The organism is Geobacillus sp. FJAT-46040, from assembly GCF_002335725.1.
Taxonomy (GTDB): Bacteria; Bacillota; Bacilli; order Bacillales; family Anoxybacillaceae; genus Geobacillus; species Geobacillus thermoleovorans.
In genome coordinates, this window is record NZ_NISS01000001.1 from 2,851,723 (window position 1) to 2,869,274 (window position 17,552).

Here is a 17,552-nt window from a genome sequence, read left to right on the forward strand (position 1 = left end):
TTCCACCTCTAATCCACATTAATTTTATCGACTTTGTCTCCAATGTATCAACTATTGGCGTAATTGTCAATCATTTTACTGTTTTCATCTTCTTTGGCGAGGAGACCCCGACTTCTAAGCGAGAGCGAAAGTCGGGGAGGAATCGCCCTTCCTCCCTCTAGAAATGTTGATCTATCAAGGCTCCTTTCAATTAACAATGTACTAGCATGCTCAACTCTTTTTAACTTTTTCCAGCTTGCTGAAGCATGCACTTTTGTGCCATCTAACAGCCGAAGGTCAAAATAACCACTGCTTCTTCTGCCAAATATAAAACATTCTTTCCTTTCGTATACCACCTTGTCAAACAGTTGAAACCCTTTGACAAATCGTGGAGCTTTGTTTGATTTTCGTTTTCCGCCTTTTAAGATGGTTGCTTTATGCAATTGACGGTTGTTTTTTCGAACGAATTTTAGAAGATAAACCGTGCCACTTGGCTTGGCTAGTGGATTTCCACTAATACAACGAGCATCCACCATATGAGATTTAGACAGTCCATTAGCAATGCGAATACATTTGGTGATATACCCGTATGTGATATTTGCATGCGAGTATTTTTCTCTTATCCTACTAAACATTGCCCATCGCATGGCGGTCATCTGACTAGCATCCCTCATAGGCGGTCGTTTGCGTTGAAATATATGCTCAAGCCCTTTTTCGTGAATTTCATGGTGGCATGTTTTGCATAGAGTGATCAGATTATCTGGTGAATCACCTCCTGTCTTTCGACTTTCAATATGATGCACTTGGAGAACAGGGTCTTTCTTTTTTCCTTTGCAATATTGACAAGTATGATTGTCTCTGTATAGAACATACTCTCTAACATTCCAAAACCCCATTTGTTCTCCTTGTTGATATTCCACCCCTCGGATATTTAGGTTTTTTAATTTCTGTGTATCGAATGCTGCTACCTCAATAGTGACAGATGTGACAGGGAGAATATTGTGAACTAAGTCAATCAACTTTATATGCGAGTTGATTTTGTGTTGAATAGATGGTGGTAACCATCCCTCTGGTTTTCTTCTGTTAAGAAATCTGGCTTCTCGGTAGCGAGTCTTTCTGTTTCTTCGACTTCTACGGAACTGTCTCCGTATAGCAAGTAATTCCACAATATCTGTTCGAAGTTGCGCTTCCGCTTCAAACAGCACATCTTTCTTTGTTGTTGCAGAAATTCCTACATGTCGTGTCCCCATGTCAACACCCAATGACACGGGTTGTTTGTAACCACTGCTACCATATAAAAGCTGGATGGTAAAAGGTGTCCTTCTTACTACTTTTGCTTTCTTCTGTTTTAGCAAAAGTCTTGCTTTCCTTGGTGAGCATGGCATGAGTGGTTTTCCATGCTTATTGATAATGTACACGAACAAGACGTGTACCTCCTTTCAGGAGTGAGTTCCTCCTCCCCAATGTTGGAAGGGCTTGTTCGGCAGACAGCACCGCTCCTACCCATCAGAGCTTTTAACCATCTGCGACAGGGTTACGGACTGGAGGAGCATCCGTAAGTGTCATGACCCTTCCAACGTAGCCATTGAATGGCTGAGGGTAGTCAACTAGGGCTTGCCAAGCCCCCACTTCAAAAGCCGTTAGGCTTTAAGTGGTGGGTAGTTGACTCTTTTTTTGCGAGTTGTTTCAACTGTTCCAGCTCCGCTTTGTCGAAATGGTACGTTTCATTGCAAAAATGGCACGAAGCTTCCGCCTGCCCTTCTTTGTCGATGATGTCTTGGATTTCCTCGGGCCCTAGGCTGATAAGGGCATCAGCGATCCGCTCGCGCGAACAGCGGCAGACGAATGACACCGGCATCGTCTCGAGCACACGGACGCCTCCATCTCCCAACAGTTGTTCGAGCAGCTGTTCCGGGCTGAGCCCTCTTTCGATCATGCGCGACACGGGCGGAATTTGTTTCAGCCGCTCTTCAATGCGAGTGATCGTGTTCTCCTCCGTCCCGGGCATCAACTGGATAATAAATCCTCCGGCGGCTCGGATGGTATGGTCGGGATTGACGAGCACCCCGACGCCAACCGATGACGGAATTTGTTCGGACGAAGCAAAATAATACGTAAAATCATCGCCAAGCTCCCCGGAGATAAGCGGCACTTGTCCGGTGAAAAAGTCGCGCAGCCCAAGATCCTTCACAACCGTCAACATCCCATTTTTGCCGACCGCCCGTGCCACATCAAGTTTCCCATGCTCGTTCAGCTCAAAATGTACATGTGGATTCGTTACATAGCCACGCACTTCCCCTCTGGCGTTGCTGTCGACTAAAATGACGCCGATCGGGCCGCCGCCGTCAATTTTAATCGTCAACGTTTCCTCGCCTTTCAGCATCGCTCCCATCATAACACCGGCGGTCAACGCCCGGCCGAGAGCCGCTGAGGCGGTCGGCCATGTTTGGTGGCGGCGTTGCGCCTCGGCGACAGTTTCCGTCGTTCTTGCGGCATACGCTCTCACTTGTCCATTGTAAGCGAGTGCTTTGACTAAGTAGTCTCCCATCTTCATCAAGCCTTTCATCCTTTTTTCTCGGTGTTTTTCTCGTACAACAATTTTAAGCCAGTCAGCGTCAAAAACGGATCAACGACATCGATGATGTCCGATTCGCTGGCAATGAGCGGAGCCAAACCGCCAGTAGCAATCACCTTCGGCGGGATTTTGCTTTTCGCCTTCATTCGCGACACGATGCCTTCCACTTGTCCGACATAACCGTATAAAATGCCGGCTTGCATGGCGCTGACCGTATTTTTGCCGATGATATCATCCGGGCGGGCGATTTCAATGCGCGGCAATTTCGCCGCCCGCGCGAACAGAGCCTCTGTCGAGATCATAATTCCCGGGGCAATAGCCCCTCCCATATATTGTTTATGTTCATTAATATAACAATACGTCGTCGCCGTGCCAAAATCGACGATAATCAGCGGACTGCCGTACAAATGGATGCCGGCGACCGCGTTGACAATCCGGTCGGCGCCCACCTCACGCGGATTGTCATATTTGATGTTGAGCCCGGTTTTAATGCCCGGACCGACGATGAGCGGTTTGATATGGAAATATTTTAGACACATGCGTTCAAGAGCAAACATAATCGGCGGCACGACCGAGGAAATGATGATGCCTCGAATGTCGGAAAACTGCAAGCCGACATGGTTCAAGAGCGCTTTGATCATCATGCCGTATTCGTCTTCCGTTTTCGAGCGGCTTGTTTCAATGCGCCAATGATGTTTCAGTTCGTCCCCGTCATACACCCCTAACACCGTGTTTGTATTGCCGACGTCCAATACAAAAATCATCGCTTCATTCCTCGCTTTTCCTCGATAAATTCCCATTCTTTATCATATCATACTTACGGGAAAAAAACTGTCCTTCTTTCCCTGGGCCGCCGGCCAAAAAAAAAGATGCCTCCGAACAGAGACATCGATTACTCCTCTTTCTTTTGGATGTTGATTTTCACATCGCCGTCGCTTTTGCCGGACTCCTCGCGCCCGTTCCGGTCTTTGGGCAGCGTGCCATGTTCGAACAAATGTTTAATTTGCTCCGCATCGAGCGTCTCGACTTCCAACAGCGTGTTGGCGATCAAATCCAATTTGTCCCGATGTTGGGTCAAAATTTGTTTCGCTTTTTCATAGCACTCTTTAATGATGCGCTGAATCTCTAAGTCAATTTCATAGGCGATTTTGTCGCTGTAGTTTTGCTCGTTGTGTAAGTCACGTCCTAAAAACACTTGCCCGCTCGGTTGGCCGAATTGAAGCGGACCAAGCTTTTCGCTCATACCAAACTCCGTCACCATCCGGCGCGCGATGTTTGTCGCCCGTTGAAAATCGTTGTGGGCCCCTGTACTCACTTCATTGAACACGATTTCCTCGGCAACGCGCCCGCCGAGCAGTCCGGTGATTTTATCCATCAGTTCGGCTTTCGTCATAAAGTAGCGGTCTTCTTTCGGCAGCATGACCGCATAGCCTCCGGCTTGGCCGCGCGGCACAATCGTCACTTTATGCACCATTTCCGCATCGGCGAGCACCATGCCGATGACCGTATGCCCAGCTTCGTGAAACGCGACGATGCGCCGTTCTTTTTCCGAAATGACGCGGCTTTTTTTCGCCGGTCCGGCAATCACCCGGTCCGTCGCCTCGTCGATGTCGCTCATATCAATTTTCTTTTTGTTGCGGCGCGCTGCAACGAGCGCCGCCTCATTCAGCAAGTTTTCCAAGTCGGCGCCGGAAAATCCAGGCGTCCGCATCGCGATCGTCTTCAGGTCAACGGATTCATCGAGCGGCTTGTTGCGGGCATGCACGCGCAGCACCGCTTCGCGCCCTTTGACGTCCGGGCGGTCGACGGTAATCTGCCGGTCGAAGCGACCCGGGCGCAACAGCGCCGGGTCTAAAATGTCCGGCCGGTTGGTGGCCGCGAGAATAATGATCCCTTCGTTGCCGTTAAAGCCGTCCATTTCGACAAGCAGTTGGTTGAGCGTCTGCTCACGCTCGTCATGGCCGCCGCCAAGGCCGGCGCCGCGCTGGCGGCCGACGGCGTCGATCTCATCAATGAAGATGATGCACGGGGCATTTTTTTTCGCCGTCTCAAACAAGTCGCGCACCCGCGATGCCCCGACCCCGACGAACATTTCCACGAAATCCGACCCGCTGATCGAGAAAAACGGCACGCCCGCTTCTCCGGCAACCGCGCGCGCCAACAGCGTTTTCCCGGTTCCAGGCGGCCCAACGAGCAATACCCCTTTCGGAATGCGGGCGCCAAGTTCCGCAAACTTGCGCGGATCTTTTAAAAACTCGACGATTTCCACCAACTCTTCCTTTTCCTCATCTGCCCCAGCCACATCGCGGAAGCGGACTTTCCGCTTGTCATCCGTATACAGCCGCGCCCGGCTTTTGCCGAAATTCATCACCCGGCTGCCGCCGCCCTGTGCCTGGTTCAAAAGGAAGAAGAACAAAATAAAAATAATAACAAATGGGATGATGGAAGTGAAAAACGTCACCCATCCGCTCGTTTCGTCCGCTGGCACGACTTCCACCCGCGTCCGCGCCGCCGCCGCATCGATGCGGTCAAGCACTTTGTCACTGTTCATGACGTAGGTGGAAAAGTACTGCCCTTCGCTATATGTTTTCAACTGGCCTTTGATTTCATATACGCCGCGCTCCGGCTTAATGGAAAACGACTTGACATCCCCGTTTTCCAGATGAGTGATGAACGCATCGTACGTCATCGGCTCCGTTCGCTGGTTCGTGCCGTTAAAAAAGCTGACGACGCCGATCACGACGAGGAAAATCAGCAAATAAAAGATGGTATTGCGGAAAATCCGGTTCATTTCTTGCCTCCTCCCATATGAAACACACTATACTCAATACTATCATAGAAATTTGTTTCAATACAAACAATTCGGCCGTCGCCCAGCAACCGTTCTACTTTTGGTACACTTCCGGCTTTAAGACGCCGATAAACGGGAGGTTGCGGTATTTTTCCGCGTAATCGAGCCCATAGCCGACGACGAATTCATCCGGGACGGTAAATCCGGTGTAATCGGCTTGAATGTCCGCCTTCCGTCCAGACGGCTTGTCAAGAAGCGTGACGATTTTGATCGAATTCGCCTTCCGGTAGCGAAACAAGTCGACCAAATAGCTGAGCGTCAGCCCACTGTCAATAATATCCTCAATGATCAAAATATCCCGTCCTTCGACGGAGGTGTTCAAGTCTTTGACGATTTTCACTTCGCCGGATGAAACGGTCGCATTGCCATAGCTTGATACGTCCATAAAATCCATTTCTAAATATGTATCAATATATTTGAGCAAATCGGCCATAAACGGCATCGCCCCTTTGAGAACGCCGACAGCGAGCGGAAAACGGCCTTCATATTCTTTCGTTAACAAACCGCCGAGTTCTTTGACTTTTGCCTGAATTTCCTCTTCAGTGATCAACACTTTTTGAATATCGTCTTTCATCCCCATCTTATTTTTCCTCCTAGCTGTTCATCGCCTGATATTGCAGCAAAATATAGCGAGCTTGCCCACGGTTTTGCGCTTCGAAAGCCGATTTTTTCAAGCCAGGCATCCAAAGGATGCGACCGTCGGCATCTTCGACAATCGGCCAGCGATCCCTTTCCATCCGCGGAATTTTTGCTTCAATGAAAATTTCTTTCAATTTTTTCGTGCCTCCCGTCCCCTTGAGCACCATCCGGTCGCCGCTCCGACGCGTCCGCACGCGAAGCGGCAAGGAGACGGAAGCAGGATCCACGACGAACCAATCATTCCCGGCCTGCTTTCTTGGATAGTGTTCCCCAAATTCACTGATGATTGCATAGCCGTTTGGGAGGGGCAATAGCGCCGGAACCGGCAGTTCAAACCAATAGCCTTTCTCGCCGCTTTCTGCGTCAAAAGTAAACAAACAGCGGTCGTACGAGCGAATCACTTTGAGCCCTTTTGGCAAATCGATCATTCCGGAAGGGCGGCCGCGCTCACAAAGCATCAGTATATGGCCGATATGTACGGAAGTCAATGTCGGCGGAACGCCGCCATAAAGACGGAGAAGCAACAGCTGCAGCACCCGGCGCTGCAGCGGTCGCGGCAGCTCCAAAAATGGTCCGATGGAAAGCGCCGCATCGCGATGTTGTTTTTCCATTACTTTATTCAGCGCGTCCGCGGCTAATTCCTCCAAAAAGTGCTCATCTTCCGCCATCATTTCGCTGTATTGCTGAAACCGCTCGTGCAGGCGCGGATTTTCCTGCCGCAGCAACGGGACAATATGATGGCGGAACCGGTTGCGCGTATAATCGTCTTTTTCATTGCTCGGATCGCGGCGTGGAGACAGCCCCATCTGCCGGCAATACGCTTCAATCTCCGCCCGGCTGACAGCCAAAAACGGACGGATGAGATAGCCGCCGTGAAACGGCCGTTTGACGGGGATACCAGCGTATCCTTTGCTTGTGCTGCCGCGCACAAGCCGCATTAAAATCGTCTCGACTTGATCGTCGCCATGATGGCCTACGGCGACGTACCCCGCTTGATGCTTTTCCATCAGTTCGGCAAAAAAGCGGTAGCGGCAGATCCGCGCCGCCTCTTGGGCGCCGAGACCTGCGCTGCGCTGAAAGGCCGGGACGTCGATTTGCGCAGTCTCACATAAAATACGGCGCTCCACGCAAAAACGTTTCACAAACTCCATCTCTTCTTCTGACTCCCGCCCACGAAACATATGGTCAACATGGGCCGCTATGACCTGAAGCTTCCATTCGTCGCGCAGCGACAAAAAAACGTGCAGCAACGCAAGCGAATCCGGGCCTCCGGAGACGCCAACGATGACGGCCGCTCCTTCTGAAAGCAGTTGATGCCTGTGGATAAAGGCGCGCACTTTGTCGATCATCCGAGCCAACCTCTTTGCGTTTCTTTCAGCTTCATCGTAACACGTCCGCCTTGTTTTCTCAAAAAAAAATTACATCGCCAGCTGCCAATATATATAAAAGGCATAGGCGCCCAGCAATGCGGCGGCGATGACCACCGTTTCGACAATCCCTCTCGCTTGGCGGCGCCGTTTCACCTGCCGCCCCGACCGACGGCTTGGCACTGCCTTTCTTTCGTTTTCCGCCGATGTATGGCGGGAAGAGGCGGCCAATAAGTCGCGACGCATATCGGCCGCCTTTCGATATTGGCCGTCAAGCGCCTTTTGCAGCACCTCCTTGTATCGGGTTAAAAAGCGGTCCGTTTCAATGATGGACAACAGCTGCGCCCGACCGTCACCCTTTTTCTCAATCGGCCCCGGGCAGCAAGAAGAAATCATCACCATCGCCGCCGCAAACAAGTCGTAAGATGGCTCCGCTTTGCGCGATCCAAGCCCCCAATAGCCGCGGTCATACAGCTCAGTAAACTCTTTTACCGCCCTTCCTTGCAGCGTCGTCCCGCCCACATCAAGCAACCGAACCGACGGCGGCGACCCGGTAACGATCAAATTATCCGGCTTTAAATCCCCAAATACCCATCCTTCTTGATGAAGCCGATCAAGCACCGACAACAGCTGCATCACGAGCACGGGCGCCCATTCTTTTCCACGGCGGCGGATGAAAGCAGCGAAATTCTCCCCTTCAATATACTCCATCACATAAAACGGGATCGTCTCCCGCGCAAACGGGCTTTGCCAGTCATCGGCTTCCAGCAAAGAAGGCCCGAGGGCGGCTCCCTGGACCTTAGCAAAACGGCGCAATATATTCATTTCCGATGCCAATGACGCATAGTCATCGCTCAACTTGACGGCGACGCGAGTCCGGCCGTTCTCCGCCAAATAGACGACGCCGTTCGCCCCGCTGCCAAGCCGCCGCAGCAGCCGGTAGGAACGGCCGTGCCATTTCCCAGTGATGACCGTACCAGGCGGCAAATTACAAAGACGATTCTTCGATGTATGGCTCATCGCCATCGCCGATCCAGCTCCTTAACGACCGTTTACGCTCAAAATAGGCGATTGCCTCACGCAGCGCCGGTCCGGTCGGCGTCAGCCCGCCCGACGCCAATTTCGGAAAGATAGTGGACAACTCTTCAATCCTTGGCGTCCAGTCGATCATTTTTTCGGCGTGCGCCCGTTTTCCCGGGAAGATGAACACCGAAAAGCGGTTTTCGCCCATGCGCGCATTTAAGCTGAGCGATAAATCGATGAGCGCCTCTTTGACGGTCGGCAGTTTTGTTTTCATGCTCCCGCTCGTATCGATCAAAATGAGCACATCAAGGGCAACCGTTTCCCCGAGTTCATCGACGACTTCCATCACTTGGCCGCGCTTGTCCGGCGGCAAGTCCTCAAGCGAAACGTCAGAACCAAAGATTTGTTTCAACTCGCGATTGACGAGCCCTTGCAACGTCTGAGTCATCGCTTGGCGCGTCACCATTTGCACGGTTTGCGACAGCTGTTTCGCGTACACGACTTGGCTCATCCCGCCGCCAGCCGCGGCGATCGCTTCAATTTCCCGCCGTCCGTTTTCATCCATCGCACCTTGGTCCAAGATGCCGATCACGTTCACCGTAATGCCTTGCTCACGGGCTAGCGCCGCCATGGCGGCTGGGTCCTCACCATGGTTGGAGCAGCCATCGGTAATGAGCAAAATTTGCCGCAACGTTCCCTTTCGCACGTTCGTTCCCCTCCTTGGCGAATGTATTACCATCATCGCCGCAGGGGAACGTTTTTATACGCTAGCTATTGCGCCTTTTTCATATACATGTATGCCGGAATCGTCGCCCATTTCGGCGTATTGTGCCGAACTTTGGCGACAACGACGGTCATATCGTCTTCAATCTCGCCGCCGCATTGGCGGATCACTTCTTCCATGATCAAATCGGCGACTTCCTGCGGGTCGTTCGTCTTTAATTCTTGAATTTTCCGCTTCATCCAAACATCATGGTTTTCGACGTTCATCGGCCCTTCAAACACACCATCGCTCATCATAATGAGCAAGTCGCCCGATTTCAGCTGCTCGGTGACAACGTCAAATTCCACTTCTTTAATGATGCCCATCGGCAAGTTGCTCGCTTCCACTTTCATCACCTTGTCACCGCGCTTAATAAAGCTTGGCGTCGATCCGATTTTCAAAAACTTCGTCGCCGCGTTTTGCAAGTCGATGATGGCCAAATCCAGCGTCGCATACATGTCTTCTGTCGTCCGCAATGCCAAAATCGAATTGATCGATTTGATGGCAATCGACTCGTCCATTCCCGTCTGCAAAATCTTTTGCAACAGGCGCAGCGTCTCGCGGCTTTCGTCATGCGCCCGCTCCCCATTGCCCATGCCATCGCTGATGGCAACGGCGTACTTGCCGGTAGCAAGTTCAATCGTTGCATAACTGTCGCCAGAAATGAATCCCCCTCCTTTGGCGGCAAACGCGACGCCCGTTTCGACGACGAACGCTTTCGTCGAGCCGAAGGCGACGCGGCAGTAGCCGTTCGGGTAGGCGGCGCACTCTTCGCGCTTGACGACGATCGTCTCTCCCAAAATATCTGACAGCATCGGCGCAATCAGTTTTTCGCACTCACCCCGCCCTTCGCAGTAAGGAATGCTCATTTCAATATCGATATTTCCTTTTTCCAAACTGTAAATGTCGACATGGCCCACTTCGATGCCAAACTCTTGCAGCGCATGGTAAATTTGTTCTTCCTGCAAATAATGGTTTTCCTGTTCTTTCTGCATTTCTTTGGCGAAATCGTCCATCACTTGCGAAACGCCCAACAGCTGTTCAGCGACAAGCTTCCGGCTTTCGTGGATTTGCCGTTTGAGCTTGCGGTTTGCTTGATAAGCAACCATCTCTTTTTCAATCGCGTCGACGACTTTGCCGGCCTTGACGCAATACCGCTCCCACTCGCGCAGCAACTGATGGTTTTGCGACAATGTTTTTTCGTCCGCCTCGCCCATCATTTGCTTCATGTACGCATAGGTTGTACGAAAGTTGTCCGCCCAGCATTGCGTCTTCTTAAAGCACGTTTGGCACGTTTTTTCCGTGATGTCGCTCAAAAAATAGTCGACTTCACGGTCGCTGTATTCATTAGCATCCGGAAGCGGTTCGGGCGAAAAGCTTTCCGCCAGCGCCTGAAAGACGTTGGAAAACTGCGAGACGCGTTGCACCGTCATATCGCGGATTTTCCGGACGTATTGTTGTTGCTCATTTATATATTCTGCCGTGCCGGGAATGTATTTGGCGATTTTCTCCGTCAGTGAACGGGATGTACCAAAAAACAGCATAATTGCGATGCCGGATTCAAACAGCGTCGGCACAAGCTCACTCTTCCCTTCGCCGTATAAACCAAGCAACAGCGTCGCGACGAGGAGGCCGAACGCCACCCCAAGTTTTTTCCCTTCCCTCAGCAACCCGCCAAGCAGCCCGGCGAAAGCAAGCAAACTCATTTCCGACAAGTTGCCGACATTTGCCAAGCTCAGTACAAGCCCGGTGACAACGCCGACGGTGGAGCCGGTCGCCGCTCCGGCGACAAACGCGAACAACAAAACGAGGTAGCGCGACATCACATGCTCAAGCGACAAACCGTACACAGCCCAACCGATCATCCCGGTCAACATCGAGGCGAGCAAAATGATCAACGAAATGATCTCTTCCGCTCGCAACGCATGTTTATGCTTCTGCACTGTCAACAACGGGATGCTTTGCATAAAAATCAAGGTCAATACAAGCGACAGCCCGGCTTCGACGACCGCCATGGCGGCGCCGTAGACCGATCGCTCTCCGAGCCAATAATAGGAGATCAGCCATTTGGCGGAAAGAGACAGCACAAACACAACAAATGGAACGATTTTCAGTGACTCACTGATCACCCTCCGCACCCATCCGTAAATAAAGAGAAAGCCAAAAATGGAAACGCCGACAAACAGCGCCACATCAAGCGACAGCGTCAAAGCACCGGCCAACAGCGAGATCAACGCAAAAGCGGCCTTGTCGCGGCGCAGCATATAGACCGAAACGAAAAATGGCAAAGCGAACGGGGTCAGCTTCGATAAAATCAATGCTCGTCCAAGCAAAAAGCCGACAAGAAGAAGCAAAAAGCCTTGATGGATGAACAGATGACCGAGGCGCAGCTTCACATGGCGCATCCAGCGCGACACCGTTGCTTGCGTGTCATGAATCGGCACTTCCGAAATGCTGCGGCGCACCGTCCCTCTTTCTACTCTTTCCATTCCCGATCCTCTCCTTTACCTTTCTATTACCCCCTATTATATCGCTTGAATTATCAGAAATTTGTCAAAACCACAGAGAAAAATAAAAAATCGTTCGACGTTTTCCACGGCAAAACGCGGTCAACAGGCTTGTTCCGACAGAAAGAGGCAAAAAAGAAAAACGAGCATGTCGCTTGATGGCGCATGCTCGTTTGCGATGACCCGTACGGGATTCGAACCCGTGTTACCGCCGTGAAAGGGCGGTGTCTTAACCACTTGACCAACGGGCCATGTTGGATTGTTGGTGGCGGTGGAGGGGATCGAACCCCCGACCTCACGGGTATGAACCGTACGCTCTAGCCAGCTGAGCTACACCGCCGTGTGACAACAGTTTATATCATAACGGAGGGGATGACGATTGTCAATACATATAGGCGGAAAATGCAGAGGGGAAATATATCCTCTTATTCCATACAGAAACAAAAAAGCATCCATAGCGACGGATGCTTGTTTCCGAATTTGTCATCCTTCAAACAATCTTTCAGCAGCAAGTTACCCTCGTCTCGCTCCACGACCTCCCCGCTTCGACTCCGTATGACGGCGCAGCGATGCCAATCGGTCTTCACTCTCTTTTAAGAATCGGCTGATTTTTTGTTCTAAGCTGTCCGCCGCGGAGCGGTCGTTTGTCCGATGGCGCGGCCGCTGCGAAGAAGGCGTGTCTTTTGCTTTGCGAATGGACAGGCCGATTTTTCCATCTTGACCGACGTTGATGACTTTGACATACACCATATCGCCGACTTTCAGATGATCGTTGATGTCTTTGACATAGTTATCGGCTACCTCGCTAATGTGAACGAGTCCTGTGACCCCCTCCGGCAGCTCCACAAACGCCCCAAATTTCGTAATGCCCGTGACCTTGCCTTGTAACTTGCTGCCTACTTCAATCGACATAAAAAAAGTGCTCCTCCTTAAAACGCTTTAAAGATGGTGTTTTTTTTATTATAGCGAATGAAAAAAATGCGTGTCAATATGACGAATGCCCATAGAAAACGGGCATTCGCAGGCAAAATTATTTTTCCGGCAAGACGAAAATAATTTCTCCATCTTTCGATAAGTAATATTTTTTCCGCGCCAGCTCGGCGATATAGTCATCATCATGCAACTTTTTCATTTCCTCTTTCAGTTGCTTTTCCTTCCGTTCAAGCTCCGCAAGCTGCTCTTTCAGCTTTTGCTGTTCCGCCGTTTTTGCATCGATCACCTTCGCTTGCGAGTGCAAGGTGTAGACAAGAGCGGAGGCGAATATCGCAAACAACAACGACCAGACAACCAAACGGACAGCGACAACCCGCCGTCTTCTCGCCGCCTTCTGCTTTTTCTCCTCATGCTCCGCTATGTACGTCGACGACAGCTTCGTCACATTCGTTCTCCGGGGCACGTTCATCGCGTTTACACCTCTTTTACTCGCGCCATTTCGCAAACCACATGCTTATTTTCTCTTTTGTATTCTTGATTTGTCCAGCAAATCCTTTTAAACGTCGAAAAAATTTTTCCACCCCGGCTCGTCTTTGCGGCGGCACCCGCCGCCAAATCATGATGCCCGTCCAACGCAGCGGAGCAAGCAAAAGGCGGATCATCTTCCAAACAGCCAGCAGCACAAACCGAACGATCCACAACAAAAGCCGCCAAGCGAACAATAGAAGTGCCAGCGCCATTTGCCCAAGGAGGATGAGCGGGCGCATGACCATGAGGCGGAACAGCTGAACGAGCGTCTGTCCGAGTCTTACCGCCAGCCCAATGAACCACTCGAGCACCCGAACATAAAAGGAGCGGAGCAAGCTTTGATAAGCGGCATATCCGCATAAAAGCGCGAGAAACAAATAAAAGCGAAGCTCGCCTTCATTGACGAAAAGAAGCACATAAAACACGATGAGCGCCTGCACCGCCCAAAACAGCACGTCATTCACAAAGACGAGCCAGTGCGCCCGCTCATGCCGTTTCAACATCCGGCTGTACGTATCCCACGCCAGGCCAAGCCAGCCGCCCATGCCAATCATCACCAGCATGGTGTACAGCTGTATGCTGACATTCATTTGAACAACTTGCTAAAGAATCCTTTAGCCTTCTCCTGATGGTCATCTAAATAAACGAGGTCGAAAATGCGCCCTTTAATCGAAACAACGCCTTTGTCGACATCTAAGTTTTTCATCTGCAAGTTTTGCCCGCGGATGGCCAAAAAGCCCATGACCGTCTCAAGCAAAAACTCCTCGTTGTCAAAGCTCTCGACTTGTTTCACCCCGGTGATGTCAAGAAGGCGCCGGCCGCGCATGATCACATCATGTTCCTGGACCGGACCTTTGTTCGTGCTTCCGCCAAATTCATCGTGTCGACTCATGTTCATCCCCCGCATTTCCATTTAGTATAGAAAGCCGGCAAGGCCAACCGCCTTTTCTCATCCGTTGTTTGTACCATATGTATGTCAGCGGGGGATGGTTTAGAACAAGCCTGCAGGACAAATTAGACGTCGTCTTGTTCCGGCGCCGGGGTGGTCCGTTCTTCGCGGATCAATTCGTACAGCCCGGTTGCCTCCTCTTTTTTCGTTGTTTCTTTTAGATCCGTCACTTTTACCGTTACCCGCTTTTGCCCAAATTGAATCGTCAATTCATCGCCGACTTTCACATCGGAGCTCGCTTTGGCGACATGGCCGTTGATCCACACTCTCCCTTGATCGGCGATTTCCTTCGCCAACGTGCGGCGTTTGATGAGGCGGGACACTTTTAAAAATTTATCAAGGCGCATTGCATGATCCCCCTTTACCGTTCGTTTTCTTTGGCTTCTTCCCAAAAACGATCGAGTTCGGCAAGCGAAAACGAGGTGATCGACCGGCCGCTTTTTCGCACTTGTTCCTCGATATAAGCGAAACGGCGGGCAAATTTGTCGTTGGCCATTTGCAACGCTTCTTCCGGTTGAATCCCGTAATAACGGGCAAGGTTGATGAGCGCGAACAATAGATCGCCAAACTCGCCGACAAGCCGATCGCGACGGCCGCCGGACGTTTCGGCTCGAAACTCGGCCATTTCTTCTTCGACTTTTTGCCATATCGGCGCGGCATCATCCCAGTCAAACCCGACTTTCGCCGCTCGTTTCTGCAGCTCGTACGCCCGCATCGTCCCCGGCAGACTTTTCGGAATGTCGGCAAGAATCGATTCCGAAAGCCCGCCTCCTTTTTCTTTCTCCTTGATCTTCTCCCAGTTGGCAACGACTTGTTCGGCCGTCTCGGCCGTGACATCGCCAAACACATGCGGGTGGCGTCGGATCATTTTCGCCGTCAGCGTGCGGATGACGTCGTCGATCGAAAACAACCCTCGGTCGGCGCCGATTTGCGCATGGAGCATTACTTGCAGCAATACGTCGCCGAGCTCCTCGACCATATGATCATCGTCACCCTCGTCAATCGCCTCGAGCAGCTCATACGCCTCCTCAAGCAAATAGCGCTTCAGCGACGCATGCGTCTGCTTCCGATCCCATGGACAGCCGTTCGGCCCTCTCAGCGTGGCGATGACGCGGCGCAGCGTCTCAAACCGGTGGTAAAGCAACGGCTCGTCCTTCACCGGCGGCACGTAGACGCTTGTCAAGTTGTCAAGCCCCGTCTCGCGGTCCAACTCATAAAGCGGCACGCGCTTTACTTGCTCGTCCTTCGTGCCTGCCGCGGTGACAATGTAGATCGGGTAATCGTCGGGAAGCTGCTCCATCAAAGAAAGCTTCACGTTCGAGGCCACAAACGAATCGTACACTTGACAAAAAACAGCATGCAGTGAGGGCGACCATTCTTCTCCTCGAAAAGTCGTCGCATCAAGCAACTGAAACCCTTCAATTGGATCGATGCGCACCGCCGTAAACAGCGCATCCAAAAAGCTTTGACCACCTTCGATCACGATTCGGCAGACGCCGCGCCGCTCAGCTTCGAAAAGAAGCTGCACCGTCCGCTCGGCAACAAGCGGATGGCCGGGAACAGCGTAAAACACATCGCCGCGCTTCGCCTGTTCCGTCAATCGATCGACGATGTCAGCGTACACATCCGCAAACTGCTCGTGTTTTTCATACACTTCATCAAATGACGTAAACGCAATCCCTTCCTCCGTAAGCCATTTGACCACCGGGTGTTCTTTCGTCCGCAAAAAGAGCGGATGCGCCCGCTTTAGCTTTCGGTACACACCGATCGGCAGCTGTTTTACATCTCCGGCGCCGAGGCCGAACACATAAATCGTATTCATCGCCGATCACCTGCCTCCTAATCGTAGACGGAATTTATTAGCCAATGGGAAAGCTGCCAACTCCTGTTCAGAAAAAACATGTCCTTTCACAATACACGCAAGGTAAACGACAGCACCGATGGCAACGCCGCCGAGCGCCTCGGCAGCCGCCCATAACCGCCCCTCGCTCGAGCTGTCCATCAGCCACCTATACCCATGCAAGACGACGGCCATCATAGCGGCCGCTTTCACGGTTGGGTACATGTATTTCCGGCCCGCCGTCCGATATTCACGCGGCAAAAAGGCGCATAAAAAGCCTGCCATGAGCGCATAAGCACCCGTCGTCGCCGCGGCGGCGCCAAGCGCTCCAAACCGCGGAGCAAGCCAATGCATAAGCGCGGCCTTCCCCGCCACTGCCAACGCCACGCCGGCAGCGGCCGTCCATTCCCTCCCCATTCCTTGCAATAATGCAGAGGCGGTCAACGCGATCGTAGTAAAAAAGACAGAGGAGGACAAGACGGCGAGAACCGACGAACCGTAGTCATTCTCGAACAACATCACATTGATCGGTCGAATGAGGCAAATGAGCCCTAACGAAGCACCAAGCCCAATGACAACGGCAAGCCGGATGGACAGCGCTCCATAGGCGAAAACGGCACCTTGGCGGCGCGCTCCGGAAAGAAGTGGAACAAGCGCCAATGAAAACGACGTGCCGACGACCGTGCCGAGCTGAATGAGCGGCTGACCGCGGTCGTACACTCCTTTTAGCCGCTGCACCTCATCGAGCCTTGCCCCCGCTTCCTGTAGAAGCGGAACGAATAAAAATGAATCGACGAGTGGAATCAGCGTCAACGCCATATTCGTCAAGCAAATGACCGTCCCCGCCGTCAATAAACGCCGGCCCACCTGTCGATCCCAAGCTGGCGGCGTGCGGCCCGACGTTTTTAGCCGCCGACGCCGGGACAGGAAGAAAAGCAAAATGAAAAGCGCCGCCGCCATGCCTACTAGCGTCCCTGCGACCGCTGCCATGCCGCAAGCATAGACGTCGGCGCCGCGCTGCACCGCTCCATACGACAGCCCTAAAATCGCCGTCACCCGGACGAATTGCTCGCCAACTTGGGACGCCGCTGTCGGCGTCATATCATGCCGCCCTTGGAAATAGCCACGCAACAACGCGATGGGCGGAAACAGCAAAAACGAAAATGAAAGCAAGCGCACGAGCGGCGTAAGCCGTCCATCGCCCATCGCCGAGGCAATCACCCCCGCCCCTAGATACAGCGAAGCAAACAGGATGACGCCAAGGACGCTTAACACCAACAAGGCGACGCGCACACTAGCGGCAGCGCCCGCTTCATCCTGTCCCGCCAACCGCTCGGCGACAAGCTTCGAGACGGCAACCGGGTAGCCGGTCAGCGAGAGTGCGACGACGATGCCATAAATCGGGTACACTTGTTGGTAAATATAAAAACCAATGTCCCCGACCATATTTTGATACGGAACACGGTACAAAGCGCTTAATAGTTTCGCGGCCAAAGCGGCGGCCGTTAAGATCGCCGCCCCTTTCCATACGTTTCCCATCCAGTTTCTCCCCTCGCATAGACAACCCACTCAACCTAGACGCCGGAGGGCGATAGAAG

At 52.2% G+C, this 17,552-nt stretch carries 16 protein-coding genes and 2 tRNA genes; all 18 read right to left on the bottom strand.

The window, feature by feature from the left end:
• Positions 1-47: 47 nt before the first annotated feature.
• The gene (gene iscB, locus CD000_RS15265) at positions 48-1,397 is read right to left on the bottom strand and encodes an RNA-guided endonuclease IscB (protein WP_233130518.1); all 1,350 of its coding nucleotides are present in this window, start codon (positions 1,395-1,397) and stop codon (positions 48-50) included.
• 212 nt (positions 1,398-1,609) lie between these two features.
• Positions 1,610-2,527, bottom strand: a complete 918-nt coding sequence (gene hslO, locus CD000_RS15270) for an Hsp33 family molecular chaperone HslO (protein WP_198962541.1) — start codon at positions 2,525-2,527, stop codon at positions 1,610-1,612.
• A gap of 14 nt (positions 2,528-2,541) precedes the next feature.
• Positions 2,542-3,318 carry a type III pantothenate kinase gene (locus tag CD000_RS15275; protein ID WP_096225966.1) on the bottom strand — a complete coding sequence of 259 codons (777 nt, stop codon included), beginning with the start codon at positions 3,316-3,318 and terminating at the stop codon, positions 2,542-2,544.
• A 128-nt stretch (positions 3,319-3,446) separates the two neighbouring features.
• Complete coding sequence (ftsH, locus tag CD000_RS15280) at positions 3,447-5,345, bottom strand: ATP-dependent zinc metalloprotease FtsH (protein WP_096225967.1); 1,899 nt, start codon at positions 5,343-5,345, stop codon at positions 3,447-3,449.
• A gap of 94 nt (positions 5,346-5,439) precedes the next feature.
• Positions 5,440-5,985: a hypoxanthine phosphoribosyltransferase gene (gene hpt, locus CD000_RS15285; RefSeq protein ID WP_096225968.1), complete on the bottom strand. Its 546-nt coding sequence runs from the start codon at positions 5,983-5,985 to the stop codon at positions 5,440-5,442.
• A gap of 13 nt (positions 5,986-5,998) precedes the next feature.
• Positions 5,999-7,393 (bottom strand): tRNA lysidine(34) synthetase TilS, encoded by a 1,395-nt coding sequence (gene tilS, locus CD000_RS15290; protein ID WP_096225969.1) that lies wholly within the window; start codon positions 7,391-7,393, stop codon positions 5,999-6,001.
• Between the two features lie 69 nt (positions 7,394-7,462).
• The gene (locus CD000_RS15295; RefSeq protein ID WP_096225970.1) at positions 7,463-8,437 is read right to left on the bottom strand and encodes a serine/threonine protein kinase; all 975 of its coding nucleotides are present in this window, start codon (positions 8,435-8,437) and stop codon (positions 7,463-7,465) included.
• Complete coding sequence (locus CD000_RS15300; RefSeq protein ID WP_020754013.1) at positions 8,400-9,176, bottom strand: vWA domain-containing protein; 777 nt, start codon at positions 9,174-9,176, stop codon at positions 8,400-8,402. The genes CD000_RS15295 and CD000_RS15300 overlap by 38 nt, the downstream gene beginning before the upstream one ends.
• Before the next feature lie 29 nt (positions 9,177-9,205).
• Positions 9,206-11,686: a stage II sporulation protein E gene (gene spoIIE, locus CD000_RS15305; RefSeq protein ID WP_011229572.1), complete on the bottom strand. Its 2,481-nt coding sequence runs from the start codon at positions 11,684-11,686 to the stop codon at positions 9,206-9,208.
• 197 nt (positions 11,687-11,883) lie between these two features.
• Positions 11,884-11,955, bottom strand: a tRNA-Glu gene (locus CD000_RS15310).
• A 12-nt stretch (positions 11,956-11,967) separates the two neighbouring features.
• Positions 11,968-12,044 (bottom strand) — tRNA-Met (locus CD000_RS15315).
• A gap of 173 nt (positions 12,045-12,217) precedes the next feature.
• Positions 12,218-12,616, bottom strand: coding sequence for a S1 domain-containing RNA-binding protein (locus CD000_RS15320; protein WP_011229571.1), 399 nt, complete (start codon positions 12,614-12,616; stop codon positions 12,218-12,220).
• Positions 12,617-12,734: 118 nt separating this feature from the next.
• Positions 12,735-13,106: an FtsB family cell division protein gene (locus tag CD000_RS15325; protein WP_096225971.1), complete on the bottom strand. Its 372-nt coding sequence runs from the start codon at positions 13,104-13,106 to the stop codon at positions 12,735-12,737.
• Between the two features lie 16 nt (positions 13,107-13,122).
• Complete coding sequence (yabQ, locus tag CD000_RS15330) at positions 13,123-13,755, bottom strand: spore cortex biosynthesis protein YabQ (protein WP_096225972.1); 633 nt, start codon at positions 13,753-13,755, stop codon at positions 13,123-13,125.
• Complete coding sequence (yabP, locus tag CD000_RS15335; RefSeq protein ID WP_012820452.1) at positions 13,752-14,057, bottom strand: sporulation protein YabP; 306 nt, start codon at positions 14,055-14,057, stop codon at positions 13,752-13,754. Before yabP ends, yabQ begins: the two co-directional genes overlap by 4 nt.
• Positions 14,058-14,179: 122 nt before the next feature.
• Positions 14,180-14,461: an RNA-binding S4 domain-containing protein gene (locus CD000_RS15340; protein WP_012820451.1), complete on the bottom strand. Its 282-nt coding sequence runs from the start codon at positions 14,459-14,461 to the stop codon at positions 14,180-14,182.
• 14 nt (positions 14,462-14,475) lie between these two features.
• Positions 14,476-15,936 (bottom strand): bifunctional methyltransferase/pyrophosphohydrolase YabN, encoded by a 1,461-nt coding sequence (gene yabN, locus CD000_RS15345; RefSeq protein WP_014194579.1) that lies wholly within the window; start codon positions 15,934-15,936, stop codon positions 14,476-14,478.
• A gap of 6 nt (positions 15,937-15,942) precedes the next feature.
• Positions 15,943-17,493 carry a putative polysaccharide biosynthesis protein gene (locus CD000_RS15350; protein WP_096225973.1) on the bottom strand — a complete coding sequence of 517 codons (1,551 nt, stop codon included), beginning with the start codon at positions 17,491-17,493 and terminating at the stop codon, positions 15,943-15,945.
• Between the last annotated feature and the right edge of the window lie 59 nt (positions 17,494-17,552).

What these genes read in the sequence shown, in the direction of transcription:
- hslO (WP_198962541.1), bottom strand. Translation starts at nt 2,527, where the DNA reads ATGGGAGACTACTTAGTCAAAGCACTCGCTTACAATGGACAAGTGAGA.
- CD000_RS15275 (WP_096225966.1), bottom strand. Translation starts at nt 3,318, where the DNA reads ATGATTTTTGTATTGGACGTCGGCAATACAAACACGGTGTTAGGGGTG.
- ftsH (WP_096225967.1), bottom strand. Translation starts at nt 5,345, where the DNA reads ATGAACCGGATTTTCCGCAATACCATCTTTTATTTGCTGATTTTCCTC.
- hpt (WP_096225968.1), bottom strand. Translation starts at nt 5,985, where the DNA reads ATGGGGATGAAAGACGATATTCAAAAAGTGTTGATCACTGAAGAGGAA.
- tilS (WP_096225969.1), bottom strand. Translation starts at nt 7,393, where the DNA reads ATGATCGACAAAGTGCGCGCCTTTATCCACAGGCATCAACTGCTTTCA.
- CD000_RS15295 (WP_096225970.1), bottom strand. Translation starts at nt 8,437, where the DNA reads ATGGCGATGAGCCATACATCGAAGAATCGTCTTTGTAATTTGCCGCCT.
- CD000_RS15300 (WP_020754013.1), bottom strand. Translation starts at nt 9,176, where the DNA reads ATGATGGTAATACATTCGCCAAGGAGGGGAACGAACGTGCGAAAGGGA.
- spoIIE (WP_011229572.1), bottom strand. Translation starts at nt 11,686, where the DNA reads ATGGAAAGAGTAGAAAGAGGGACGGTGCGCCGCAGCATTTCGGAAGTG.
- CD000_RS15320 (WP_011229571.1), bottom strand. Translation starts at nt 12,616, where the DNA reads ATGTCGATTGAAGTAGGCAGCAAGTTACAAGGCAAGGTCACGGGCATT.
- CD000_RS15325 (WP_096225971.1), bottom strand. Translation starts at nt 13,106, where the DNA reads ATGAACGTGCCCCGGAGAACGAATGTGACGAAGCTGTCGTCGACGTAC.
- yabQ (WP_096225972.1), bottom strand. Translation starts at nt 13,755, where the DNA reads ATGAATGTCAGCATACAGCTGTACACCATGCTGGTGATGATTGGCATG.
- yabP (WP_012820452.1), bottom strand. Translation starts at nt 14,057, where the DNA reads ATGAGTCGACACGATGAATTTGGCGGAAGCACGAACAAAGGTCCGGTC.
- CD000_RS15340 (WP_012820451.1), bottom strand. Translation starts at nt 14,461, where the DNA reads ATGCGCCTTGATAAATTTTTAAAAGTGTCCCGCCTCATCAAACGCCGC.
- yabN (WP_014194579.1), bottom strand. Translation starts at nt 15,936, where the DNA reads ATGAATACGATTTATGTGTTCGGCCTCGGCGCCGGAGATGTAAAACAG.
- CD000_RS15350 (WP_096225973.1), bottom strand. Translation starts at nt 17,493, where the DNA reads ATGGGAAACGTATGGAAAGGGGCGGCGATCTTAACGGCCGCCGCTTTG.